Below are 23,096 nucleotides of genomic sequence, written 5' to 3' on the forward strand. Positions count from 1 at the left end.
GGCAAGAAGGGCTGAACGCAGGAATAGCAACGCTATTTCAAATTCAGACCGACGCAGCAAGGCGCAAAAAGATCCATTTCAGCGCCTTGCACGAATTAATCAGTGGTTCCCTAGGGCAGAATTGCGATTTGCGCGGTCATGTTCCAACGTAGCCGCTGGTCCCAACTCTCCGGATTGATGCTCACAGTGTAGGTGATGTCGCCGCGTTTTTTCTCGCCGTATGGCCGGATAAATCGAACCTTCGCCGGAATTTCGAGTCCAGGTATACCGTCAAACGTCAGCATCGCCTTATCGCCTTCCTTAACTCTGGCAATCGAAAGTTCAGTAAGATCGTCGCTGCGAACTTCCCAGGCTGATTCATCGGCGATCCGTACCAACACGGCGCCGAACGCGGCATGTTCGCCGACCTTGACATCCAAATAGGCAACCCGGCCAGCCATCGGCGCCTTCAGTTCCGTCTTATCGAGCAGTCCGGCCGACTCAGTCAGCGTCGACTGCTGCACCGCGACATCGGCCGTCGCCTGATCGAGCAGCGCCTGACAGCGCTCCGTCAGTGTCCGAGCCTGATCGAGTTGCTGCTTGGCTGCAGCGCCGGCGCTGCTCAAGGCTTCCTGGCGCGCCAATTCGCGCTTGGCATCGATCAAATTGACCCGAGCCTGCTCGACTGCCGCGGCCGATTTAGCGACATTAGAACTGGCGCTGCCGACCCTGGCCTGTGCATCCTCGCGTACCAACCGGATGATCGGCTGGCCGACCTGTACCAGATCGCCTTCTCGCACCAATATTTCGCCCACTGTTCCTTCCACGGGCATCACCATTTGCGCATAACGCACAGGAAAAACGATGCCTTCCGCCAGTACCCGCCCGTCATCCTTAACCGGCGGAACCAGCTTCGTTTCCGCCGGCCGCCCCTGCCAATACCACCAGCCGCCGAGCGCCGCCAGTACAAGCAGGCATATGAACCATCTACGTTTGCATTTTTCAAACCATGTAGTCATCATTATCCATCACCCCATCAAGCCCCGGAACAGGCTTTTATTCATAACTAAGCACATCCCTGACGCTGAGCCGCGTCGCATTCCAAGCCGGCAACAAACTGGCCAACACCGACAGCACGACCGACAGCAGCAGCCAAATCGCCAGACCGCTAAGGCTAAAAGAAAACTGCAGCGGCGCGCGCATGAACAGCATCCCGACCTGATAACTGAGGGCCGCCGATACCGGCAGTGCCAGCAACAGCGCGATCAGCCAGCTAAGCAGCCCCATCACCAACGCTTCTACGATAAACACCTTGCCGATACCAAGACTCGACGCGCCGATCGCCCGCATCACGCCGATCTCCCTCGTCCGCTCCAGTACATTGATACTCATCGTTCCCATCAATCCAAGCGCGCCGACAATCGCGAGCAGCACCGCCATAACCAACAGAAACGTGGTAATGATGTCAAACTGCGAACGCAGCCGCTCTTTCTGCTGCCAGGTCACTTCCACGCTCTGCACCCGCAAGTTGTTTTTCTTCAAATGCGCTTCCAGCGCCTGTCCCAACGCGACTTGAGCCTGCGGCTCCTTCGATAGCGTCACGACCTGGACTGAGCGCGCCTTTCCGGCAGCTTGGATCGCATTCGTCATCCATTCATTGGGCGAATAGCAGATCGGACCAGTCAGCTGGCTTTGCGCAATTCCCACAACCGTGCCGTGCAATTTCCGGTCGCCAACCTTGATTACGGTCTCCCCTCCCACCTTAATCTGTGGGTTGTCCTTGACCACCTCGGTATTGACGACAAAGGCATTCTCATCTTCTTCAACCAGCCAGCGTCCCTCGATGACCCTGGGTTGAATCATTGTCGTATTCACCGGCGGCGCCAACAGGAACGTACTCTTGCTGGCTTCCGTTTCCGCTGCCTTTCCTTCTCCCTTTAGTATCCGGCCCGAACTGAACCCCCATGCTTCGGCCGCCTCGACGCCCGGCACACGCATGACCTCCTGGCTGATGCGGCTGCCACGATAATTCTGCGTAAAATTGATTGATATATCATATTGAAAATATTCCAAAGCCTGGTCGAGCGTCGCATACAGCGATGACCGCACCGAAAAGACCGCCATGAACACGGTTCCGGCCACGACCAGCGTGATCAGAGTCAGCGCCAGCCGCCCCTTGCGTCGGAACGTATTGCGCAACGACAGCACCACTGGGCGCGGCAGGTGATGAAGTCTCCGCAGTCCCCGATCCACCCAGCGATCGACCCGCCCCTTGGCGGCGACAGCGCCAATGCCGTAATCGCTGATCGCTTCGCGCACCGTGACCCCAGTCCCCTGCCAGATCGGCCACAGTGCTGCCAACAGTGGTACCAGCAAAGCCACGCAGGCTTCCAGCACCAGAACGCGCGGCGGCAGTTCCAAGCCGCCGGAATTGAAATTGAACGCCTGCGCCATAAAGCTGGTAATCGCATTCGCAGCAACCGCGCCAAGCGGCGCCGATACCAACAGCGCCAGACAGCCATAGGCGGCCACCATCGACAGATACAGGCGCAGAATCTGCCCGCGCTGCGCGCCGATCGATTTCATGATCCCCACCTGCCGGATCTGCTGGGCCAAGATTGCCGAAACCGTATTCACGAGCAGTAGCGTTCCCAACAGCAATGATAAGCCTCCGAGCACCGCAAGCAGCATGACGAGCGCATCAATCGGCCCCTGCAGCGGATGTTCGCCCGGCTTGCCGACCTGCAGCCAGTACACCGTGGTATCGCCCTGTTCCAGCTTTGTCCAAGCCCGGCGGCCGACGCCCTGGATCGTCTGTATGGCAGTTTCGCCATCCTGGCCTTTAATCAGTTCCGGCTGCACGACAAGATTAACTTCATCGAGTCTTCGTTCCTCATCCAACTTGGCCAACGTCTCCATACTGATATAGCCGTAGGAGCGGCCGCTAAACATACTGGGAATCTGCGCCGGATCATACACGACGCCACTCACTTTCATCGAACGCTTCCGCCCGGTCGAGGTCTCGACCTGGACACGATCGCCCTGTTTGATTCCCATGCCGGCAAGCGAAGATCGCTCCAGCAGAACATCGCCATCCCCCGGCGGCCACGCGCCGGATTGCGGCTTGATGATGTTGACTTTCTGCTTCACATAGTCCGGCAGCGCAATCAGCAGCATTTGCCGCATCTGTCCGTCCTGCGTCTTAACCCGGACATCGACGTTGCGGCGGCCGGTGGCTTCTTTTACACCGCGCAGGCTGCGCACGCTCTGGACCAATTCTTCGTCGAACGGATCGGCGTACAGCGTCGCACTGGCCGGAGCGGCAGTCGCCCAACTGCCGGCCAGGTCGCGGCTGAACATCAGATAGGCGCTATACACCATGCCAACCGCAAACACGCCTACGGCAATCGACATCACAACAAGAGCCGTTCGCAGCGGGTTGCCCCACAGATCGGCCCAAACTTTCATCCAGCGCGGCGTAAGCCAACCCCGCCTACTCATAATGATTCATCCCGTCTGCAAACGGCAGCACAACCTGCCCCTCATCAACAGTCACGATACGGCTGCCGCGCCGGGCCAGTTCCGCGTCATGCGTCACCATCAAAATCGTCTTGCCCGCCCGCGTCAATTCGCCAAACAGTTCAATGACCGAGTCAGCCGTCCGATGATCCAGATTGCCAGTCGGTTCATCCGCCACCAACAAGGGCGGATCGTTGGCCAGCGACCGGGCGATCGCAACCCTCTGCTGCTGGCCGCCGGAAAGATTCGCCGGCAGTTTGTCCGCCTGATTCGCAACCCCGACCATATCCAACAATTCCTTGGCCCGCTGCGGCCGTTCGCTCGCCTTGAACATATCGCAAAAATCCATCGGCAGCATGACATTTTCCAATACCGTGAGCGTCGGCAGCAATTGAAAGAACTGAAACACGACGCCGACAGTCCGTCCCCGCCAGACCGCAATCTGATTTTCCGTCAGTTGATGCACCGGCGTGCCCGCCACCCATACCTCGCCGCCCGATGGCCGGTCGATGCCGGTGATCATATTGATCAGCGTGGATTTGCCGCTGCCGGACTTGCCAACTACCGCAACAAACTCACCGTTTTGGATCTCGAGGTCAATCCCTCGCAACGCTTCAAATTCTCCCGCCCCAGTCACATATGTCTTCCTGACGTCGGCAATTACGACCGCAGAACCGCCAGAACGTGGTTGCGGCAGGCTCGGTGCTCCCAGCCAGGATAACCAATTTACTTTTCTCATGAATTTTCTCCCTTGTGTAAGCCTGCTTTTGTAACGCACTCTCGCAGGCTTAGCCGATGCAACTTTCTCCAAACATACCCATTTTATGTCCGCTTCGTCCACCGCGTCAATAGAATGCCTACTTGTTTTCCTTACGCAATTCTTACTTTTACTTCATAATTATAAAGAAAACCGGATCGATATAATCGATCCGGTCATTTAGCATATTACCCTGCCGCCTGCACTTTGCAGCCTAGCAGGCTTTCATCCTGCAATAACCCCCCGCCATTCGCCAGGCTTTCGATCCGTATACCGTCGAGTTCGCTCCCCGACAAAATCAGCGGCTCCGCTACAATCGCAAACGGATCAATACAGGGACACACGCCCTCTGTCGCTTGGTACAAGCTGATGACGCCTTCCAATTCCAGACAACTTTGTACCAACGCCGCCTTTCCTGTCAGCCATACCGCCTGCGCCACTTGCATAACATACATAATTTTCTCCGGAATAAATGCATAGTCCTCAGCGCCAACAATAATATCCTCCTCTGGTATCAACAAACTAAGACAAATTTCATTCGCCGCACCTGACCACAAGAGACGAAGCTCTGAATAATCAGGATGTGTCAGCGTAATTTGGCGGTAATCAAGCTTTACGTCTTCTTCCAAGCCAAAACTAAAACCAGCTTCCAATTTATTTTGATTCCAGCGGATAATTTCTTGCAGCTTCATATCCTTGCCATGCCAAAACCCTTCTTTAAAAACCATGCCCTGTGCAAAAAAAACCTGATAAATATCCTGTACAAAATCGGAGTATAAGACGCTTTTGCAAAAAGAAAACTCTACCGTAAAATAAGCCGGCATTTTCCGTCTCCTTTATCCGTTTTTCTCTTTCAGTATACGACTTCTTTCGCCGCAAGTGTCATTTTCCCTTTTTTTTACAATTTATTTTTGGCAGTATTCGCCTCATTTTGCTAAAATGTTGACAACTTTCAGATTATATTAGCGTTTATGTTACTTTTTTTAGTTTTTATTTCTGGCAAATAAACGCTTTTTTACTTATGATAAGAACTATAGAATGCCGTAAGCATGCTCACACAACAGAATCTTATTTCTTCGTCTTATAATAAGGAAACTTTTCTTATAGGGATTTACCCAATGCAACGATGTAGGAGGATTATTATGCGTCAAATGAGCACCACCGAACTCGAACCCGGAATCGTGATTGCCCAGCACATCCTCAATGAAGACGGCGCCATCTTGTTGACGGCAGGTAGCACCTTAACCGCCAAAGCCATCGCCTCTTTACTCAGTTGGAACATTCAAGAGGTACGCATTAAGGAAGATAAAGATACCGACGAAGACCTCGCAATGGCTCTACAGTTTGACGAAATAACGCGTCAACACAGCCAAAGCGCTGATGAAGAAGCTTCCGTCTCGATCGACATTCCGCCGCAGACGCCGATTCCTTCGATCATTAATGAAAAGTCATTGGAGCAGTATGAAACGATTAGCCATCGTTTTCTCGAAATCCTGCGCAACCGAAAACTGTATACCGATCCGGCCAAACTCGATTCGTTGGCCAACATCATCTGCCGCTATGTCCTCTCGACTCCAGGCGCTATCGGTTATGCGCTACGCCAAGAGGAAGAAGGCGGTCCAGTCGAGCTTCTCGCCCGTCATAGTCTGGCCGTTGCGGTGATTGCGACAAAACTTGCGCGCCTGTTGCGTTATCCTTCCGAACAGATCCAAAACATTGCGATCGGCGCGCTGATCCATGATATCGGAAAGATGCTGTTGCCGCCTCAATATTCCGAGACCGCAGCCAGTCGGACCGAGCATGACAATGAACTTTACCGTTCCCACGTGCAAATCGGCTATGACCTGTTAAAGCAGTATCCTTTTCCGCGCGAAGCGATGTTCGTTTTACTCCAGCATCACGAAACAATTGACGGCAGCGGTTTCCCTTTATGCCTGCCGCCTGGCAAGATGCATCCTTATGCACAGGTTGTGGCGCTGGCCAACCGCTTCGACGTGCTCTTTCATGAACAGGCAGGCCTGCCGAATCTCTTCGACATCCGGCCGCGCCTCTTAAAAAGCGCCGCAACGAAGATCTCGACCGAAATCGTCGACATCTTCGACCGTTATCTGGAAGACTTCGTCTTCACCGCCAATGTCGAACTCAGCGACGGACGGACTGCGGAAGTCATTTATACGCATCACGCCTTCGAATCGCCGGTCGTCAAAGCCAGCGACGGCGAACTGATCGATCTGAACCACCGCGATAGTCTGAAAGTCGTGAGACTTTCCCTCTAAAAGCATAAGAAAAAACGCGTCCGGCCAATCGCCGAACGCGTTTTTTCTTATGCTTTCCAATGTCGTAGCAGGTATTCTTCGGCTTCCAGATTCCATAGACCGTTATTGCGCTCCGTAATTTCAGCCAACGCGGTAAATTTCGGATTCTCTTTCGCAAGTTCGGTGAAATCCTCGATGGCGGTCATCGGCATGTTAATCCCGGTATAGACCAGCTTCTTCCCGGCCGGTGCGTCCGGCAGCGTAAGCGTCGCCTCGCCGGCGCTGTCGAGTCCTCCGACATGCGTCACCATGACCGCCGGATTGATCCTTCCCTGTTCAGTAAGACGCAGCGACTCGATCATATCGGCGGTATTGCCGCCGGTCGTGCCTACGATATGCGTCGCGGCATAATGGACATTGTAAAAATTGCAGGCTGCGGAAAATTTCGTATCCGTCGGTCCGGCGAAAAAGTTCAGGCAACCGTCTTTGCCCAAAATCTGATCGCCCTGCTCCACGACCGGACGTACCGGCGCAAAGACAAAGACATCGTCAAATCCGTCGCCGCCGGCGATTTTTTTCAAATATGCCGGTACATCCTCGATGCCTTTGGTATTAACGAATTCCAATCGTATGCCTTTTTCTGCGGCCGAAGCTTCACTGAACAGGCTGCGCGCACGCTTTAGGCGTTTTTCATCGACATCGCTCACGACAATCAGCCCCGGTCTGCGTTCGCAGTTCAGCGCATAGTCGATCGCGCCCAGCCCCATCGGTCCTGCTCCGGCCAGGATCGCCATTTTGCCGCCCGGTTCGATGCCCATCCTGTGTTCGTACGAACCCATCGATGTGTGATAGCTGGCATGGAACGCGCCGATGATGCAGGACATCGGTTCGGCCAGCGACGCTTCATAATAGGCCTTGCCCTGATACGGCAACAAGCAGCCGAGTTCCATGACTTCTTTCGGCATGATGACATAGGTGGCCGCGCCGCCGCAATAACGGTACGAATAGCCGGGTGAATCCATGCTGCCCTTATAATTGAGCGCCGGCTGCATGGAAAATTTTTCTCCGACTTTAAACTGATCCTGCCATGTCTTTCCTACCTGCACGATGTTTCCGGCCATTTCATGTCCGATAATGATCGGATATTCGGCGATATCATCCGGCACTCGCTTATGGTCACTGGCCAGGACGGCCGCTTTGTAACTCGACATGCAAATGCTGTCGGAAACGACTTCTACCAATATTTCATCCGCCGTTATCTCCGGCAGTTCGAATTCATCAAGACGCAGATCTTTTTTGCCATACAATCTGACTGCACGTGTTTTCATCGCTCATTGCTCCTTTTCTTTTCACGTTCCTCGAGTTTCTCCCATTTCACCTGCTTCGCCAGTTCTTCGACTAACGTCCGTCCGCCCGGCTCCGTGCCGCCCGTCATCACGCTGGCCGTACCTGCGGCTACCGCCAGGCAAATCAAGTCGTTCCAATCCGCTTCGCGCTCAAGCGCCAATGCAAGGCCCGCCACCATCGCGTCGCCCGCGCCGACGGTACTTTGTACCGCAACGCGAAGCCCTCGCGTCAGATACGCTTCCTGCGCCGTGACAAACAGCGCACCCTCGCCGCCCAGTGAGACAACAACCACTTCGATGCCGTAACGGCTGCACAGCGTACGGGCAAATTCCGCAGTAGCGGCCTCGCCTTCGAGGCGCTCTCCGGCCAACCGCTCCAACTCATGAATGTTCGGCTTTATCAGATAAGGTCCCGCTTCCAATCCCGCTTGCAGCAATTCGCCGTCAGCGTCGAGAACCGTCCTGACGCCATTCTCCTTCGCCGCCCGGATCCACTCCCGGTACACATCCTTTTCCACGCCCGGCGGCACGCTGCCTGATAAGACTAAAATATCTTTTTCCCGCAGACTGTTCACACACTGCTCTTTTAACTGCGCAATCATCTCCGCACTGACGCGCGGACCCGTTTCATTGATATCCGTATTGCGTCCGTTCAGCTTGTCGACAATCTTTAAATTCATCCGCGTTTCGCCGCTGCCCTGCAAAAAAGCATGTGCAATCCCAGTTTGCGTCAGGCATTCTTCAATCATAGCGCCGGTTTTTCCAGCTAAAATACCGATTGCCCGGCTCGTTCCGCCCAGACTTGCAATCGTCTTGGAGACATTAATGCCTTTACCTCCCGCATCCAGGCGGCTGCTTTTAATGCGATTCACCGCATCCAGTCTGCAATCGTCAATTTCCACCGTCTTATCGACGGCAGGATTCAGCGTCACTGTTATAATCATCTTCGTTTCTCCTATTCCGTCTCGCGGTTTAGGGTGAATAATTCGTGAATCATATCCGCGTCTTGCGTACGCCACAACGTTTCTATTTCAAAGCCTTCTTCCTCACCCAACACCGTAGCAATATTAGCCAGGATGCTCAGATGTTCATTGCCGATCCCGGCAATGCCGATCACCAGGTAAGCCAGTTCGTCGTCAAACGGCACGCCGTCCGGAAATTGCAAGACCACCATGCCCGAGCGAAGAATTTCTTCTTTCGCCGCGCCAATGCCGTGCGGAATGGCCACCCCTTTGCCGATATACGTGCTCAATTGCGCCTCGCGCGCCTGCATCCCGGCAATATACCCCTCTTTCACATAGCCGCTGGCATGGAGAAGTTCGCCGGCCATTTGAACCGCAGCCGCCTTGTCCACACTGGCTAAGCCCAAGTGAATGTTGCTTTTTAATAAAATCATGTCATCCTCCACCTCTTTTTCAACTTCCGGACTGCATTTGTCTGCAGCGAGATAGCCTCCGGCAAGCAGCGTTTCAAACGCGTCGTTCACGATAAGATCGTCAACGGCTATGCATTTTGCCTGCGGCGCCGTCTGTCTCACCCGCTCAGCCAATCCGGCGTGTGTAATCACAACGCCGGCGGATGGCGGAATTTCATCGACCGCGCAATGCGCCACATCGACCGCATAACCGGCTTGCGCTAATTTGCGGCGCAGTATCGACGATGCCATCGCGCTCGAACCAAGCCCGGCATCGCATGCAAGGATAATCTCCTCAACGGGCAGCACCCGTTTTATCTGCTCTTCAGCATCTAACGGCGGCGTATTTTCGTCCGCACTGCGGCGAATCAGCGGCATCGCCAGCAAAAAACTCAACACAGCCGATACTCCGATGCCCGCCAGCACCGCAGCATACGAACCTTTAGGCGTCATCGCCAAAACGGTCAAGAGACTGCCCGGCGACGGCGTTGCGACCAATCCGGCATTCAGTTCGCCAAACACGGCAATACCAATGCCCGAACTTAGGATGAGCGGCAACAGCAAAAGCGGATTCATAAGCACGTAAGGAAAATAGATCTCGTGAATGCCGCCAAGCGCATGAATCAAAAGCGCTCCCGGCGCCGATTGCCTCGCTGCCCCCTGCGCCGCTACCCAATACGCCACAAGCAGGCCGATTCCCGGCCCCGGATTCGTCTCCAGAAGAAACAGAATCGATTTGCCGGAAGCAGCGGTTTCCTGCATGCCGATCGGTGCCAAAAGGCCATGGTTGAGCGCATTATTCAAAAACAGCACCTTGCCCGGTTCGATGATGATCGCAGCCAGCGGCAACACGCCCCATTGCATGATCTGATCGGCGCCGTGCTTCAACGCTTCATTCAACAGATAAACCAATGGACCGATTCCTTTATAAGCGGCAACCGCAAATACAGCGCCGATAATTCCCGCGGAAAAATTGCTGACCAGCATCTCAAAGCCCGGTGCAGTTCGCTCCGCCATGAAGGAATCCATGCGGCGAATCAAATAGCCCGCCAACGGGCCGATCAGCATTGCGCCAAGAAACATCGGCACATCGGCTCCGACAACCAGTCCCATCGTCGCCGCTGCGCCGACTACGCCGCCTCGACTCCCGCCGGTCGCCCGGCCGCCAGCCTGTCCGATCAAAAGCGGCAGCAAATAAAAGAGCATCGGTTCCACCAGACGCGCAATTTGAGCATCCGGAATCCAACCGCTGGGAATGAAAAGCGCCGTAATCAAGCCCCAGGCAATGAAAGCTCCGATATTGGGCATGACCATGCCGCTGAGACTGCGTCCCAAGCGTTGCAACCACGCACCGGCTTTGCCGCTCTTCTCGCGCTTCATTTCGTCTGCCATCTCACGCCTCCAGCACCATTTTACTCTTGCCTTTGTAGAGTTTTTCAAGCAAACGGCTTATTTCCAGCCGTGCCGCCGCCTGATCGCCCCGACGCAATTCGGCAAGGAAAGCAGGCCTTTCAATCAGCATTTGGCTTAAATAGCTGATGGTCTCCATTGCGTTCTTATGGCACTGTAACGGTGCGAGCATAATGACCGCCAAACGGATTTCTTCCGAAACCGCTGCCCGTCCATGGATTCCTGTAAGCGGCTCTTTTAGTGCAACCGCGCCGAAAAAGAGTTCCTGCACCGCGCTGGTTCGGCAATGCAAGAGAATGAAGCCATGTCCGGCAATTATCGTACCGCCTTTGGCTTCACGTTCTTTTAAATCCAGCGCTAATTGGCTTTGTTCGCTTTCTCCTTTGGCGCACAAGCGAACAGCAGCGTCGATAATGCCGTCCACCGTCGCCGTCTCCATGCCAAGCAAGAAGAAGTGCTCCAACAATTCGAGGATCGCGCTTTGATAACTGCCAAGCGTTCCGAGTTTTTCCTGCAAGGAAACCGTCGATGCCTGCACGCGCGTTTCCGTTTGCGCTTGTCCGTTCAAGCGCTGCAATAAATCGGCGATGCGTTTTTTATCCGCTGCAAACAAGAGCGGATTCACGACGACAACCGGCATACTGCAATCGCTGATCGGAATCGTCGCTAAAATAAAGTCGATCTTTTTTTCTTTTAGCCAGCCTTCTTCCAGACGCAGGCTGGAAATAACATCGACAATGATGATGTTGTCATACTCTTTTTCAATCTTGCTGGCAAGCAGACGGGATGTGCCCATTCCTGTCGGACAGGCAATCGCGACCCGGTATACGATACGGCTGCGGCGCCGACTGTCTTCGAGCGCCGCGCCAAGATGCATCGCGATATAAGCAATCTCGGCTTCCGGCATCACAACGTTCCACTGACGTTCAACCGGTTCGACGCATTGGCGGCTGACTTCGATCAATTCCGGATAAAAGGCCTTGATCTCCGCCAACAGCGGGTTGCGTATCTCCAGATTCATGCGCAGACGGCTCACCGCAGGACCAAGATGATTGACCAAACCAACCAGTAATTTTTCATTCTGCGCCAGAAATTGCCCGCTGACGCCTTCCGCGGCGCGGATGATTTCTTTCGCAACCTTGACCAGTTCAAAATTGCCAATCGACTGTTGCGCAATACCGGCTCCGCCGTCGCGATTCTTCAGGCCCTTCAAATGCATCGTGATATAACCGATTTCATCCTCCGGGATTGCAATCGCAAAACGCGCCGCGATCGCATCGGCCAAACGGCGGGCAATGTCGTATTCCCGGTACCGTTTCAACTCAGCCAACAACTCAGCCGCCATGCTTATTTTTTCCTGCTGCCGGATGCGCTGCACAGCCAACGCCAAATGCACGGTCAAGCCTACATAGGCAGTATCCGCCAAACGTCCGCCCATTGCATCTTCCGTCTCTCGGATCGTCTCTTCCAGTTGTCCGATCACATCCTGATCAATCAAATTCAAGAGACGACTTTGCGCCCAGCCGCTCGGCAGTCGCTCCGTCTTGCCAAGATTACTGCGGATCACTTCCAATAATTGATCCGCACCTACCGTTTCATAAAGAAAGTTGACCATAGCCCGACGCAGTTTTTCTTCTGCGCCTTCAACATAGACGCCAAAACCCGGCTTACGCACCAGTAAGACGCCCTGCCCCTTCAGCCACTGCTCGGCCTTATCCAAATCATGGCTGACCGTACCTTCGGTAACTTTTAAATCGAGCGCCAGCGTATATAATTTGACGGGTTCGCGGCGCTGCAGCAGTTCACTGATAATGCGTTTTTGCCGTTCCTGCGGCGAATACACTTCAACCGACTGCTGCCCCTCCATCGCCTGCAGCACCTCGCGCCGCAGCATGGCATCGCCTGCGAGCGCCACGCCTGTGCCCGTCTTTTTTTGCAATTGCCAGCCTCGCTCCGTCAGCCATTCTTCAACCGCACTCAAGTCACGCAGCACCGTCTTTGCACTCACTCCGAGCGTCGCAGCAATCGCGCTCAGCGTCACATACCCATCCTGACGGCAAAGTTCGCGCAATATGCTTTTTACACGATGATTCATCTTTTGTTCCTGCATATTCCGCTCCTTTCCGTCCGTGGCTTGTGGCTTGTGGCTTGTGGCTTGTGGCTTGTGGCTTGTGGCTTGTGGCTTGTGGCTTGTGGCTTGTGGCTTGTGGCTTGTGGCTTGTGGCTTGTGGCTTGTGGCTTGTCAGGCATTATACCGTTTCCCGTTAGCCCTTAGCCATATGCCGTCCTGCCGCTAGCCATTCGCCATACGCCGTCCGTCCCGTCCTCCGTCACGCCAATCGTTTCACCAGCGCGTCATATTCCGGGCTGTCGATGAAATTGGTAATTGAAATATGTTCCGCTTTGGCCGCAATACCGCGCGCCCGTTCGGTTAACGTTTCATGCGTGATGACGATATCCGCATCCGCCGGAATGTCTTCGATCGCATGATTGACCACCACGATGGAAAGTCCGGCTTTCTTGAACTTGTTGCGTAAAGTGGTCGCACCCATCGCACTCGAGCCCATTCCCGCATCACAGGCAAAGACTACTTTATTCACGCTCTTACGCGGCGCTGCATTCACCGGCACACTAGCTGCACCAGGCACGCCTTTTAACTCTTTGACCTTCGCCTTGGCATCCTCAAGTTCCTCCTCGTCCAAGCGACTATTTGCCCGTTTCACGAACGGAGCCGCCACAAGGAAGGTCACCGCAGTCGAAACGACTACGCCTGCCAAGACCGCCAGATAACCGCCTTTGGGCGTCATCGCCAACAAGGCAAAAATGCTGCCCGGCGACGGAGTCGCCACCAAGCCTGCTCCCATCAGCGAAAAGGTGAAGACGCCGCTCGCGCCGCCTGCAATGACGGCCAATAGCAACATCGGATTCATCAGCACATAGGGAAAATAAATTTCGTGAATGCCGCCGAGGAAATGGATGATGATCGCACTTGGCGCCGATTGCTTAATCATGCCCTTGGCAAAAATCCAATAGGCCAGCAAGATGCCCAGTCCCGGACCAGGATTGGGTTCAAGAAGAAAGAAAATTGATTTCCCCATTTCTTTCGCTTCCTGAATGCCAATCGGACTTAACACGCCATGATTCATCGCATTGTTCAAAAACAAAATCTTTCCCGGTTCAATAAAGATCGAGATCAGCGGCAATAACCCGGCATTGACGATGCCCTCGACGCCGACCTTCAGCATATTGCTGAGCGACAGCACCACCGGGCCGATTGCCGTATAACCGATCAAAGCCACCAAACCGCCCAGGATGCCCGCCGAAAAGTTGTTGACCAGCATTTCAAAGCCCGGTTTCACTTTCCCGGCTATCGCGTCATCGAATTTTTTAATCACATAGCCGCCAAACGGTCCCATGATCATCGCGCCGATGAACATCGGAATATCGACGCCGACAATCACACCCATCGTAGCGACCGCACCGATCACGCCGCCGCGGCTGCCGCCGACGCTTCGACCTCCGGTATAACCGATCAAAAGCGGCAAGAGATAAATGATCATCGGACCGACCAATTTGCTCAAGTACTCATTCGGAGCCCAACCGGTAGGAATAAACAAGGCCGTAATTAATCCCCATGCAATGATGGCCCCAATATTCGGCATCACCATGCCGCTTAAGAAGCGCCCAAATTTCTGCACCTTTTCTTGCGCATTTCCAGCGCCGTTTCCCTGTGGCGTCGAAGAAAGATCAGACATCACTATGTGCCTCCCCTGTTTAATTTTCCGTAATGACTTGTATTTCTGCAGAAATAACGAATTACGTTAGGCTCATTATAAGGGCTTGCCTCTCTGCGCTTCAACGCAAAGATGACGCGAATCCGTCCACAGTCATTCTGGACAAAATTAAAGGTTGGGCATCCGCCTGCTTTCAAACAGTCTGGCACAGAAATAAAAAACGCATAATTCAGACAAGATGACAAAAAAGAGAAGCCGCTACGCTTCTCTTTCCGTATAAACAATCGATTTACTTTTATTAGCAGCCACTGCCGAAAACTAGAGTATCCAGTCCACACCTTCCACTCCGTTCGCCGCTAAGAACGCATTCGCCTGACTGAAAGGCTTGCTGCCGAAGAAGCCGCGATACGCCGAAAGCGGACTTGGATGCGGCGCAGTCAGCACCAGATGTTTCGGGTTTGTCAGCATCGCCTTTTTTTTCTGCGCCGGGTTTCCCCACAAAAGAATCACAATCGGGCGATCCTGCTCATTAATTTTGCGGATGACGGCATCGGTGAATTTCTCCCAGCCCTTGTTCTTATGCGAATGGGCCTGATGCGCCCGCACGGTCAGGACAGTGTTCAAGAGCAACACTCCCTGCTCGGCCCATTTTTTCAGGTAGCCGTTCGTACCGATTGGACAGCCGACATCGTCCGCGAGTTCCTTGTAAATATTCTGCAAAGACGGCGGCAGCTTCTCGCCGGGAAGAACCGAAAAAGACAGGCCATGCGCCTGATTTTCATCGTGATAGGGATCTTGCCCAAGCAATAACACTTTCACATTAGCCAATGCCGTATAGTTTAGGGCATTGAATATATCATCTTGCGGTGGAAAAACTTGCGTAGCGGCGTATTCCTGCATTAAGAATTGCTCTAGTCTTTTATAGTAAGGCTGTTCAAATTCCCCTGCTAAAGCGTCACGCCAATCGTTTTTTAGTAGTTGCATCATCAATTAAATCCCAATCCTTTTCGTAGCGTTTTTTCCGTTCAACAGCTGGACGACTGTTTATTCTTACCGGAACGCAGCAGGTAGTAGAGGCCAGCCACCAACAGCACCACAGGCGCGGATGCCAGATAGGCATTGCCGTAACCCAAAAACGGTACGCATAAGCCGAGCAGATACGCTCCAGCGCCCAAGCCGATATCGAGACAGGTAAAATAAGTTGCCGTTACGATGCTAATCCGCCCGGCCGCGCTTTTTGACACTGCAATCGCCTGTACGCTCGGCACCGCGACGCCATAGGCAACGCCGATCAAAACGGCCGCCGATAAAATGCCCAGTGAAGTGCTGGTTGTTCCAAGCACCGCCAAGCCCAGCGTCATCAAGGCAAAGGCCGGATACATGACAACATCCGCACCCCAGCGATCAAAAATTTTGCCGCTGACCAAACGCGAAGCGACCGAAGACGATGCCATCACAACAAAGAACCAGGTTGCGGCGTCGGCCAGGCCCAATTCCTTGGCATGCACCGAAACGAACGACAGGACTCCCGCATACGTCAGCGAAAGCAGCATGATCACCGAAGAACTCGGCACTGCTTTTCGCTCGATTACGTCGGACACTTTGCAGCTGAGCAGCCACTTGCGTGAATGCTGGCGCAGATTGCCAACCGGCAGCAATTGCACGATCAGACCGCCGATCAACGTCGCCAAGCCGCAAAAGATGAACACCCATTCAAAACCAAAGTTATCCGCAATCCACAAGCCGCTGAACGGGCCGACCGCCGATCCCGCGGTAAACACCGTCGTCAGATAGGCAATTCCCTCGCCGCGCCGCTCCGGCGGCGCGAGTTGGCTGCCCAATGCCATGATCGACGTATTCACGATCGCAAAAGCAACGCCGCTGACAAATCGGATCAGGAGCAGCAGCCACGTATCATCCGTCAACAAGAAAAGCCAATGCGTAATAAAAAAGCACAAACAACTGATCTGCAGCACCCGCTTCTTGCCAAACACCAGTTCCAAGCGCCCGGTTTGCGTACGAAACAAGACCGAGGCCAGCAAAAAGACCGCATTCATCGCTCCGCCAATCTGCACCGAAGCATGCAGCTTCTCCATCACATAAAGCGGCAAGACCGGCAAATACAACGAATATGGGATAAAAATAAACAAGGTCGCCAACACCGTCAGACTATAGGCACGCGTCCAAAGTGGCTCCTGTTCCTGCTCAAATCCAAGTTCAAGTTCTTCTTCTAATACGTCTCTCATCGTTTCCGCTCCTTACACAACTCCGCATTTTCAAACAACAACTTCAGATATTTCGCCAGTTGCTGCTGTTCCTCTTCCGACAGTCGCTGCAGCACTTCCTGGCGATGCTGTCCGACAACGCTTTCCCATTTCGGATATTCGGCGAGCGCCGCCTCGGTTAGCGCCACATATTTTTCCCGTCGGTCGCGTTCGCCGGGCAAACGCGATATCCAGCCCTTCTTCTCCAATTGACCGAGACTCTTTGAAATGGCCGGCGGTTCAATGTTCATATACAAGGCCAATTCGGCCTGCGTCATTTTCGCCCGTTCTTTCAAGGCAACGATCACCGCCCACTCCGAACTGTAAAGACCGCTCGGTTCAAGGCGCGGGTTGATCCCCTTCGTTATGCTGCGCGTCGTCTGATACAAATAATGCATGACGGTTTCCGCTGTATTCATCCTGGTCTCCTTCAATAGTTAACTAGTTAATTATTTTTATATTATAGTCCGCTTTTTCTTCTCCGTCAACCTAAAAGAAGGGCTGCCTCAAATAGCATCGCTACTTCGAGACAGCCCTTCTTTTTTAACCAACCTATTTCTTAACGATCAGTTCCAACGCTACCGGAATGCTTTCCGGTACGGTTTCTTTCGCCATTACTTTTTTCGCGGTTTCAATCGCGATCTTGCCCATGTCTTTCGGTTTTTGTGCGACAGTCGCGCCAAGCGTTCCGGCGTTGACGGCCTTCACCGCATCTTCGGTCGCATCAAAGCCGACGACGATCACGTTATTGCGTTTCGCTGCTTTGATGGCTTCCAGCGCGCCGAGCGCCATTTCGTCATTGTGCGCAAATACGGCATTGATTTCCGGATTGGCCTGAAGAATGTTTTCCATGACCTTCATGCCTTTGGCCCGGTCAAAGTCAGCCGGTTGTTTGGCGACGACGGTCAGTCCGGCAGCGGCTTTAGCCGCTTCATTGAAGCCTTTGCCTCGATCATTGGCGGCGGAAGTTCCCGGAATGCCTTCCAGTTCGACCAGTTTGCCTTTGCCGCCTAACTTATCGACAATGTATTGACCGGCCAGTTTACCGCCAGCGACATTGTCCGATGCGATCGAACAGACGACTTTGCCGCCCGCTGCGCCGCGGTCAACGGTGATAACCGGAATTCCGGCCTTATTGGCCGCTTCGATCGCCGGTACGATCGCTTTCGAATCAACTGGATTCACGATAATTACGCCTACTTTTTGTTGAATCAGGTTTTCAATATTGGCTAATTGTTTCGATGCGTCATTTTGTGCATCCATCACGACCAAATCCATGCCGCCTGCTTCAGCCGCCGCTTTCGCACCGTCGCGCAGATCAACGAAGAACGGATTGTTCAACGTGGAGACCGACAAGCCGACGACCGATTTTTTTGCCGTGTCTGCAGCCGGTTTGTTGCCGCCGCAACCGGTCAAGAGAATGCTCATCACAAATACCGCCAACAATAAAACAGACCACATGTTTTTCTTAGCGCTGAATCGAACCATGTCTGAAACCCTCCTGTTTTCTCTTCTTTTCTTTGGGAAACTTTCATAGAGCCCTGTTTCATCAACCCATCAGACAGCCAGGCATCACGCTCCTTTTTTGCGTCGGTTATCGACAATCACAGCCAGCAGGATAACGGCCCCTTTGGCCACCTGCTGATAAAAGGAAGAGACATTGAGCAGATTCAAACCGTTATCCAAAATACCGATGATCAATGCCCCGATTAAGGTTCCTCCAATGGTTCCCATGCCGCCGGACAGGCTGGTGCCGCCCAGCACGACCGCAGCGATCGCATCGAGTTCAAAGCTGACGCCCGCGGTCGGTTGCGCCGAATTCAGACGCGAAGCCATGATAATGCCGCTGAAGCCGGCCAACAGTCCAGCGATGCTATATACGGAAAGCAGTATTTTTTTCGTATGAATCCCGGACAAACGCGCCGCTTCTTCATTGCCGCCGATCGCGTAGACATAGCGGCCGAACTTCGTCTGGCGCAGCACGACATACGCTGCGGCAAAAACGATGATCATTAAAACGACCGGCACCGGGATCCCTGCAATATAACCGCCGCCCAGGAAGCGAAACGCATCGTCCATGCCGGTGATCGGCCGTCCGTCCGTATAGACCAGCGTGAAGCCGCGCGCTGCCGTCATCGTGCCCAAGGTGGCGATGAACGGCGGCACATTGGCCCGCGTAATTAAAAAGCCATTGAAGCAGCCAAGCACCACGCCGATAACTAAACCGGCCAGAATCGCGGTCGACATCCCCTGTCCCGCAGTAAGAAGTCCTGCCGTGACGCTGCCTGCCAAAGCCACCGTCGAACCGACCGACAAATCGATGCCGCCGGTCAAAATCACCATCGTCATCCCGACGCTGATAATTGCGTTAATGGAGACTTGGCGCGCCACGTTCAGCAGATTGTTGACATCCAGAAAGCGATCCGACAGGAGTGCCATGGCGCCGCTCAGTAGGACCAGACCCAAAAGCGGCCCCATTTTTCGTATGATGTTCGATTGTGCACTGTCTTTTAAAGCCACCGTCTATTCTCCTCCTGCCGCAAAAGCCATGATTTTTTCCTGCGTGGCCTCCGCCAGAGACAATTCTCCAGCAAGACGCCCGCGATGCATTACCATTACCCGGTCACTCATGCCCAACACTTCCGGCAGCTCGGATGAGATCATCAAGATTCCGACGCCCGCTGCGGTCAGCATGTTCATGATGTGATAAATCTCGGCCTTCGCGCCGACATCGACGCCGCGCGTCGGTTCGTCCATGATCAGCACCTTCGGCTTCGTCAAAAGCCATTTGGCAATGACCACTTTTTGCTGGTTGCCGCCGCTCAGATTCTTAACGAGTTGCGCCGCACCCGGCGTGCGGATCTTAAGCTTTTCAATATTCTCACGCACCGCATCGTTTTCCTCACGCTGTCTGACAAAGCCTGCGCTGCAGCGTTCGTCGAGCGATGCGAGCGCCATGTTTTCGCCGACCGACAAGTTCAGCACCAAACCCTGGTTCTTGCGGTCCTCAGTGATCAGGCCGATTCCGGCGCGAATCGCATCGGCCGGGTCCGTAATCGACTGTTTTTTACCGCTGACGAATACGTCGCCGCTTGCCAGCGGATCGGCGCCAAAGATAGCCCGGGCCATTTCCGTCCGGCCTGCGCCCATCAGTCCCGCCACGCCGACCACTTCGCCCGCGCGGACCGAAAGGGAGATATTCTCCAGCAAACCAGGACGATTCAATTTTTCCACGCGCAAGACTTCCTCGCCCAACTGCGCCGTTTGTTTTGGAAAACGCTGCGTCACGTCACGACCGACCATCAGGCGGATCAATTCGTCAAACGATACCGCAGCCGTCTCGACCGTTGCGATATACATACCGTCACGCATCACCGTGATGCGCTGGCTGAGCGCAAACAGTTCTTCCATCCGGTGCGAGATGTAGACAATGCCGACGCCGTCCGCCGCCAGCTTGCGTACGATCTCGAACAAGCGCTCCGTCTCGCGTTCCGTCAGCGCCGCCGTCGGTTCGTCCATGATTAAAATTTTCGTATCAACCGAGAGCGCCTTCGCAATCTCGACCATTTGCTGCTGCCCGATGCTAAGACTCGAAACGACCGCATCCGGTTTGATATCGGAACCGAGCTGCGCCAGCACTTTGCTTGCCGCCGTCTCCATTTTCCGCCAGTCAACGAAACCGAACAATCGTGTCGGTTCCGCACCGAGATAAATGTTTTCCATCACGGTCAGTTCCGGCACCAAGTTCATCTCCTGATGAATGATGCTGATGCCCTGCGCCATCGCCTGGCGCGGATCGGCGATCGATACAGCCTGCCCGTTCAGCAGGATTTCGCCCTCATCTTTTTGGTAGACGCCGCTGAGTATTTTCATCAACGTCGATTTTCCTGCGCCGTTTTCGCCAAGCAGCGCATGAATCTCACCGCGCTCTAATCTGAACTCGACGCTTTGCAGCGCTTTTACGCCGGGAAAGGATTTTGTGATTCCCCGCATATGTAATAACGGTATCTCATTCACAAGCAGACGTACCTCCTTTATCAGAACACCACACCGGATTTCAAGATGATATTGGCATAAGGGGTGCATTCACCGGTCCGCACCACTGCCACCGCCCGCTTCGTCATTTCCTTGAACTCTTCGTGGCTCATCCGGCCAAGCGGCGTCGTCCCCATTTGCCGTACGACCGCCTCTTCCATCGCCGGACTGACTTCTTTCATTTCCTGGGCAATGATCGCTTCTTCAACCTGCAGTTCCTCTAAGATGGTCGTCAACGTCTGCATGAATCCGGGTACGCCTGCGGTAAGCGCCAGATCGATGCGCTGCACGCCGGGCGGAATCGGCAGACCGCAGTCGCCGATGACCAGCATATCGCCATGCCCCATTCCGGCAATCACCTGACTGATCGGTTGATTCAGCACGCCTTGCTTTTTCATATTCTTCCCTCCGCTTGTAAAAATGTTTCCACTTCATCACGCCACGCCAGAGATGGTTGCGCGCCGGACTTCGTCACGGACAGCGCAGCGGCGGCCGACGCTTTTTTCATTGCTTCTTCCATCATCAGCCCCTCAGCCAAATAGGCCGTCAGCGCTCCGGCATACGCGTCGCCCGCTGCCGTCGTATCGACCGCTTTAACGCGGTAGGCGGGCACATGCCTTGTTTCACTTTGGCTGCGGTATAAAGCGCCTTGACTGCCGAGCGTAATGATTAACGCACCGACGCCCTGCGCCAGCAAATGCTCCGCAGCGGCAGCTGCAGCATCGGGCGTGCTCGCAGGCATCCCAGCCAGCACGGCCATCTCCGTTTCATTCGGCAGCAAGATGTCAATCAGCGGCAATAGCTCCGCGTCTACGCTGCGCACCGGAGCCGGATTCAAAATAACCGTCCAGCCCTGCGCCTTGGCGCTGCGAATCGCTTGCGCCACCGTCTCCGGCGGAACTTCATGCTGCAAGAGCAGGATGCCGTCAGAACCGATCTGCCTGATCGCGCGCTCGGCATCCTCCGGGCTGCACAAGTCGTTCGCGCCGCCCACCACGACAATCGTATTAGCGCCTGCCGGATCAACCGTGATCAATGCCGTGCCGGTCGCTTCTTCCACCTCACGTATTCGTGCAATATCAACGCCGCTTCCGGCCATACTCTTTAAGAGTTCAGCGCCAAACGCATCTTTGCCGACGCAACCGACCATCTGCACATCCGCGCCGAGTCGTCCTGCGGCGGCAGCCTGATTGGCTCCTTTGCCGCCTGGAAATGTGGCAAACTTACTGCCGAATACCGTCTCGCCTTTCGCCGGCAAGCGTTCGGCGCTCGCCACCAGATCCATATTCAAACTGCCCACAACCAGCACTGTTTTCTTCCGACTCATCGTTCCTGCCCCTTTCGTAACGAAGATTGACGCACAACCAAATGCGGCTGTAAAATCTGTTCTTGCCGTACGACATTCTTTCCGCCGATTTCTTCGACCAGCTTCGCGACCGCCAGTCGTCCCATCTCATAGACCGGCTGCCCCATCGTCGTAAGCGCGGGTTTATACCAGGCCGCCATCTGAATATCATCATAGCCGACGACCGCAATCTCTTCCGGTACTTTGCGGCCATGCCGCTCTAAACACTGCAGCGCGCCGATGGCCATCATATCATTGGCGGCAAACAAACCATCAAATGGCTTTCCGCCGGCTAAGAGCGATTCCATAGCCTGATAGCCGCCTTCGAAGGAAAAGTTTCCTTCTTTGCACAGCATTTCGTCCGCTTCCATTTTGTTATCGATCAAAGCCTGACGATAACCCTGCAACCGTTCGTTGCTGACCGGCGATCGCGCACGGCCGCCGATGACCGCAATTTGACGACAGCCTTGTGCAATCAAATGCTGCACCGCCAAATATGCGCCGTCTTCATTTGCGCTGAGTACTGCACTGTAAGGCGCGCCGGGGATGCGACGGTCGAGCAGCACGATCGGCAGTTGAATCGTCGAGAGCCAGTGGCTGTTTTCGGCAAAATCGAGATTGCCGGCAAACAAAATACCATCCACCTGTTTTTGATAAAGAAACTTCATATATTCTTCTTCCCGCGTTGGCTTGCCGTCGGTGTTGCAGAGGATCACCGCGTAACCGTGCAACTGCGCCGCGTCTTCGACGCCGCGCACCAAGGCCGGGAAAAACGGATTTTCAATATCGGGAATGATCAGGCCGATACTGCGTGACTCGCGTATTTTAAGCGCACGCGCCATTGAATTCGGTTGGTAGTGTAATTTTTCCACAGCGTCGCGGATTCGCTGCGCCCGTTCCGGCGCAACGCCGTCAAGGCCATTGAGCAAACGCGATACCGTAGCGATCGAAACGCCCGCTTCACGGGCCACGTCTTTAATTGTCACCGGCTTCGTACGTTCTTCTTCCATTTCCAAATGTGACACTCTCCCTGCGTCC

The 23,096-nt window shown here is 54.2% G+C and carries 19 protein-coding genes; 1 reads left to right on the plus strand and 18 read right to left on the minus strand.

Annotation, left to right across the window (positions count from 1 at the left end):
- Positions 1–110: 110 nt before the first annotated feature.
- The 4 genes from QTL79_RS13440 to QTL79_RS13455 all read right to left on the minus strand — a co-directional run bounded on the left by QTL79_RS13440 (position 111) and on the right by QTL79_RS13455 (position 5,079).
- A complete protein-coding gene (locus QTL79_RS13440) occupies positions 111–1,001 on the minus strand; it encodes an HlyD family secretion protein (RefSeq protein WP_346355485.1) in 891 nt (296 codons plus the stop codon).
- 34 nt (positions 1,002–1,035) lie between these two features.
- On the minus strand, positions 1,036–3,480 hold the full coding sequence (locus QTL79_RS13445; RefSeq protein ID WP_346355486.1) for an ABC transporter permease: 2,445 nt from the start codon (positions 3,478–3,480) through the stop codon (positions 1,036–1,038).
- Positions 3,473–4,237 carry an ABC transporter ATP-binding protein gene (locus tag QTL79_RS13450; RefSeq protein ID WP_346355487.1) on the minus strand — a complete coding sequence of 255 codons (765 nt, stop codon included), beginning with the start codon at positions 4,235–4,237 and terminating at the stop codon, positions 3,473–3,475. Before QTL79_RS13450 ends, QTL79_RS13445 begins: the two co-directional genes overlap by 8 nt.
- Before the next feature lie 206 nt (positions 4,238–4,443).
- Entirely contained in the window at positions 4,444–5,079 is a 636-nt protein-coding gene (locus QTL79_RS13455; RefSeq protein ID WP_346355488.1) for a hypothetical protein, read from the minus strand.
- 318 nt (positions 5,080–5,397) lie between these two features.
- On the opposite strand from QTL79_RS13455, the gene QTL79_RS13460 reads away from it, so the two are divergent.
- Positions 5,398–6,531, plus strand: a complete 1,134-nt coding sequence (locus QTL79_RS13460; protein ID WP_346355489.1) for an HD-GYP domain-containing protein — start codon at positions 5,398–5,400, stop codon at positions 6,529–6,531.
- A 47-nt stretch (positions 6,532–6,578) separates the two neighbouring features.
- Here QTL79_RS13460 and QTL79_RS13465 read toward each other — a convergent pair whose 3' ends face one another.
- From QTL79_RS13465 to QTL79_RS13530, 14 genes are all read right to left on the minus strand, one after another.
- Positions 6,579–7,838, minus strand: a complete 1,260-nt coding sequence (locus QTL79_RS13465; RefSeq protein WP_346355490.1) for a zinc-binding dehydrogenase — start codon at positions 7,836–7,838, stop codon at positions 6,579–6,581.
- Positions 7,835–8,800: a 1-phosphofructokinase gene (pfkB, locus tag QTL79_RS13470; protein ID WP_346355491.1), complete on the minus strand. Its 966-nt coding sequence runs from the start codon at positions 8,798–8,800 to the stop codon at positions 7,835–7,837. The genes QTL79_RS13465 and pfkB overlap by 4 nt, the downstream gene beginning before the upstream one ends.
- Before the next feature lie 11 nt (positions 8,801–8,811).
- The gene (locus QTL79_RS13475; RefSeq protein ID WP_346355492.1) at positions 8,812–10,662 is read right to left on the minus strand and encodes a PTS mannitol transporter subunit IICBA; all 1,851 of its coding nucleotides are present in this window, start codon (positions 10,660–10,662) and stop codon (positions 8,812–8,814) included.
- A 1-nt stretch (position 10,663) separates the two neighbouring features.
- The gene (locus tag QTL79_RS13480; RefSeq protein WP_346355493.1) at positions 10,664–12,790 is read right to left on the minus strand and encodes a BglG family transcription antiterminator; all 2,127 of its coding nucleotides are present in this window, start codon (positions 12,788–12,790) and stop codon (positions 10,664–10,666) included.
- Between the two features lie 220 nt (positions 12,791–13,010).
- Entirely contained in the window at positions 13,011–14,435 is a 1,425-nt protein-coding gene (locus QTL79_RS13485; RefSeq protein ID WP_346355494.1) for a PTS mannitol transporter subunit IIBC, read from the minus strand.
- A 297-nt stretch (positions 14,436–14,732) separates the two neighbouring features.
- Positions 14,733–15,398 carry a uracil-DNA glycosylase gene (gene ung, locus QTL79_RS13490; RefSeq protein WP_346355509.1) on the minus strand — a complete coding sequence of 222 codons (666 nt, stop codon included), beginning with the start codon at positions 15,396–15,398 and terminating at the stop codon, positions 14,733–14,735.
- 41 nt (positions 15,399–15,439) lie between these two features.
- Positions 15,440–16,660 carry an MFS transporter gene (locus tag QTL79_RS13495; protein ID WP_346355495.1) on the minus strand — a complete coding sequence of 407 codons (1,221 nt, stop codon included), beginning with the start codon at positions 16,658–16,660 and terminating at the stop codon, positions 15,440–15,442.
- Positions 16,657–17,097: a MarR family winged helix-turn-helix transcriptional regulator gene (locus QTL79_RS13500; RefSeq protein ID WP_346355496.1), complete on the minus strand. Its 441-nt coding sequence runs from the start codon at positions 17,095–17,097 to the stop codon at positions 16,657–16,659. Before QTL79_RS13500 ends, QTL79_RS13495 begins: the two co-directional genes overlap by 4 nt.
- A 133-nt stretch (positions 17,098–17,230) precedes the next feature.
- Positions 17,231–18,166, minus strand: coding sequence for a ribose ABC transporter substrate-binding protein RbsB (gene rbsB / locus QTL79_RS13505; protein WP_346355497.1), 936 nt, complete (start codon positions 18,164–18,166; stop codon positions 17,231–17,233).
- Between the two features lie 84 nt (positions 18,167–18,250).
- Positions 18,251–19,198, minus strand: coding sequence for an ABC transporter permease (locus QTL79_RS13510; RefSeq protein WP_346355498.1), 948 nt, complete (start codon positions 19,196–19,198; stop codon positions 18,251–18,253).
- Between the two features lie 3 nt (positions 19,199–19,201).
- Positions 19,202–20,695 carry a sugar ABC transporter ATP-binding protein gene (locus QTL79_RS13515; protein ID WP_346355499.1) on the minus strand — a complete coding sequence of 498 codons (1,494 nt, stop codon included), beginning with the start codon at positions 20,693–20,695 and terminating at the stop codon, positions 19,202–19,204.
- A 20-nt stretch (positions 20,696–20,715) separates the two neighbouring features.
- Positions 20,716–21,111 (minus strand): D-ribose pyranase, encoded by a 396-nt coding sequence (rbsD, locus tag QTL79_RS13520; RefSeq protein ID WP_346355500.1) that lies wholly within the window; start codon positions 21,109–21,111, stop codon positions 20,716–20,718.
- Positions 21,108–22,040 (minus strand): ribokinase, encoded by a 933-nt coding sequence (rbsK, locus tag QTL79_RS13525; RefSeq protein ID WP_346355501.1) that lies wholly within the window; start codon positions 22,038–22,040, stop codon positions 21,108–21,110. Before rbsK ends, rbsD begins: the two co-directional genes overlap by 4 nt.
- Positions 22,037–23,068 carry a LacI family DNA-binding transcriptional regulator gene (locus tag QTL79_RS13530; RefSeq protein WP_346355510.1) on the minus strand — a complete coding sequence of 344 codons (1,032 nt, stop codon included), beginning with the start codon at positions 23,066–23,068 and terminating at the stop codon, positions 22,037–22,039. The genes rbsK and QTL79_RS13530 overlap by 4 nt, the downstream gene beginning before the upstream one ends.
- Positions 23,069–23,096: the final 28 nt, after the last annotated feature.

Origin of the sequence: Azotosporobacter soli, from assembly GCF_030542965.1 — a bacterium.
In the GTDB taxonomy this organism is placed as follows: domain Bacteria; phylum Bacillota; class Negativicutes; order SG130; family SG130; genus Azotosporobacter; species Azotosporobacter soli.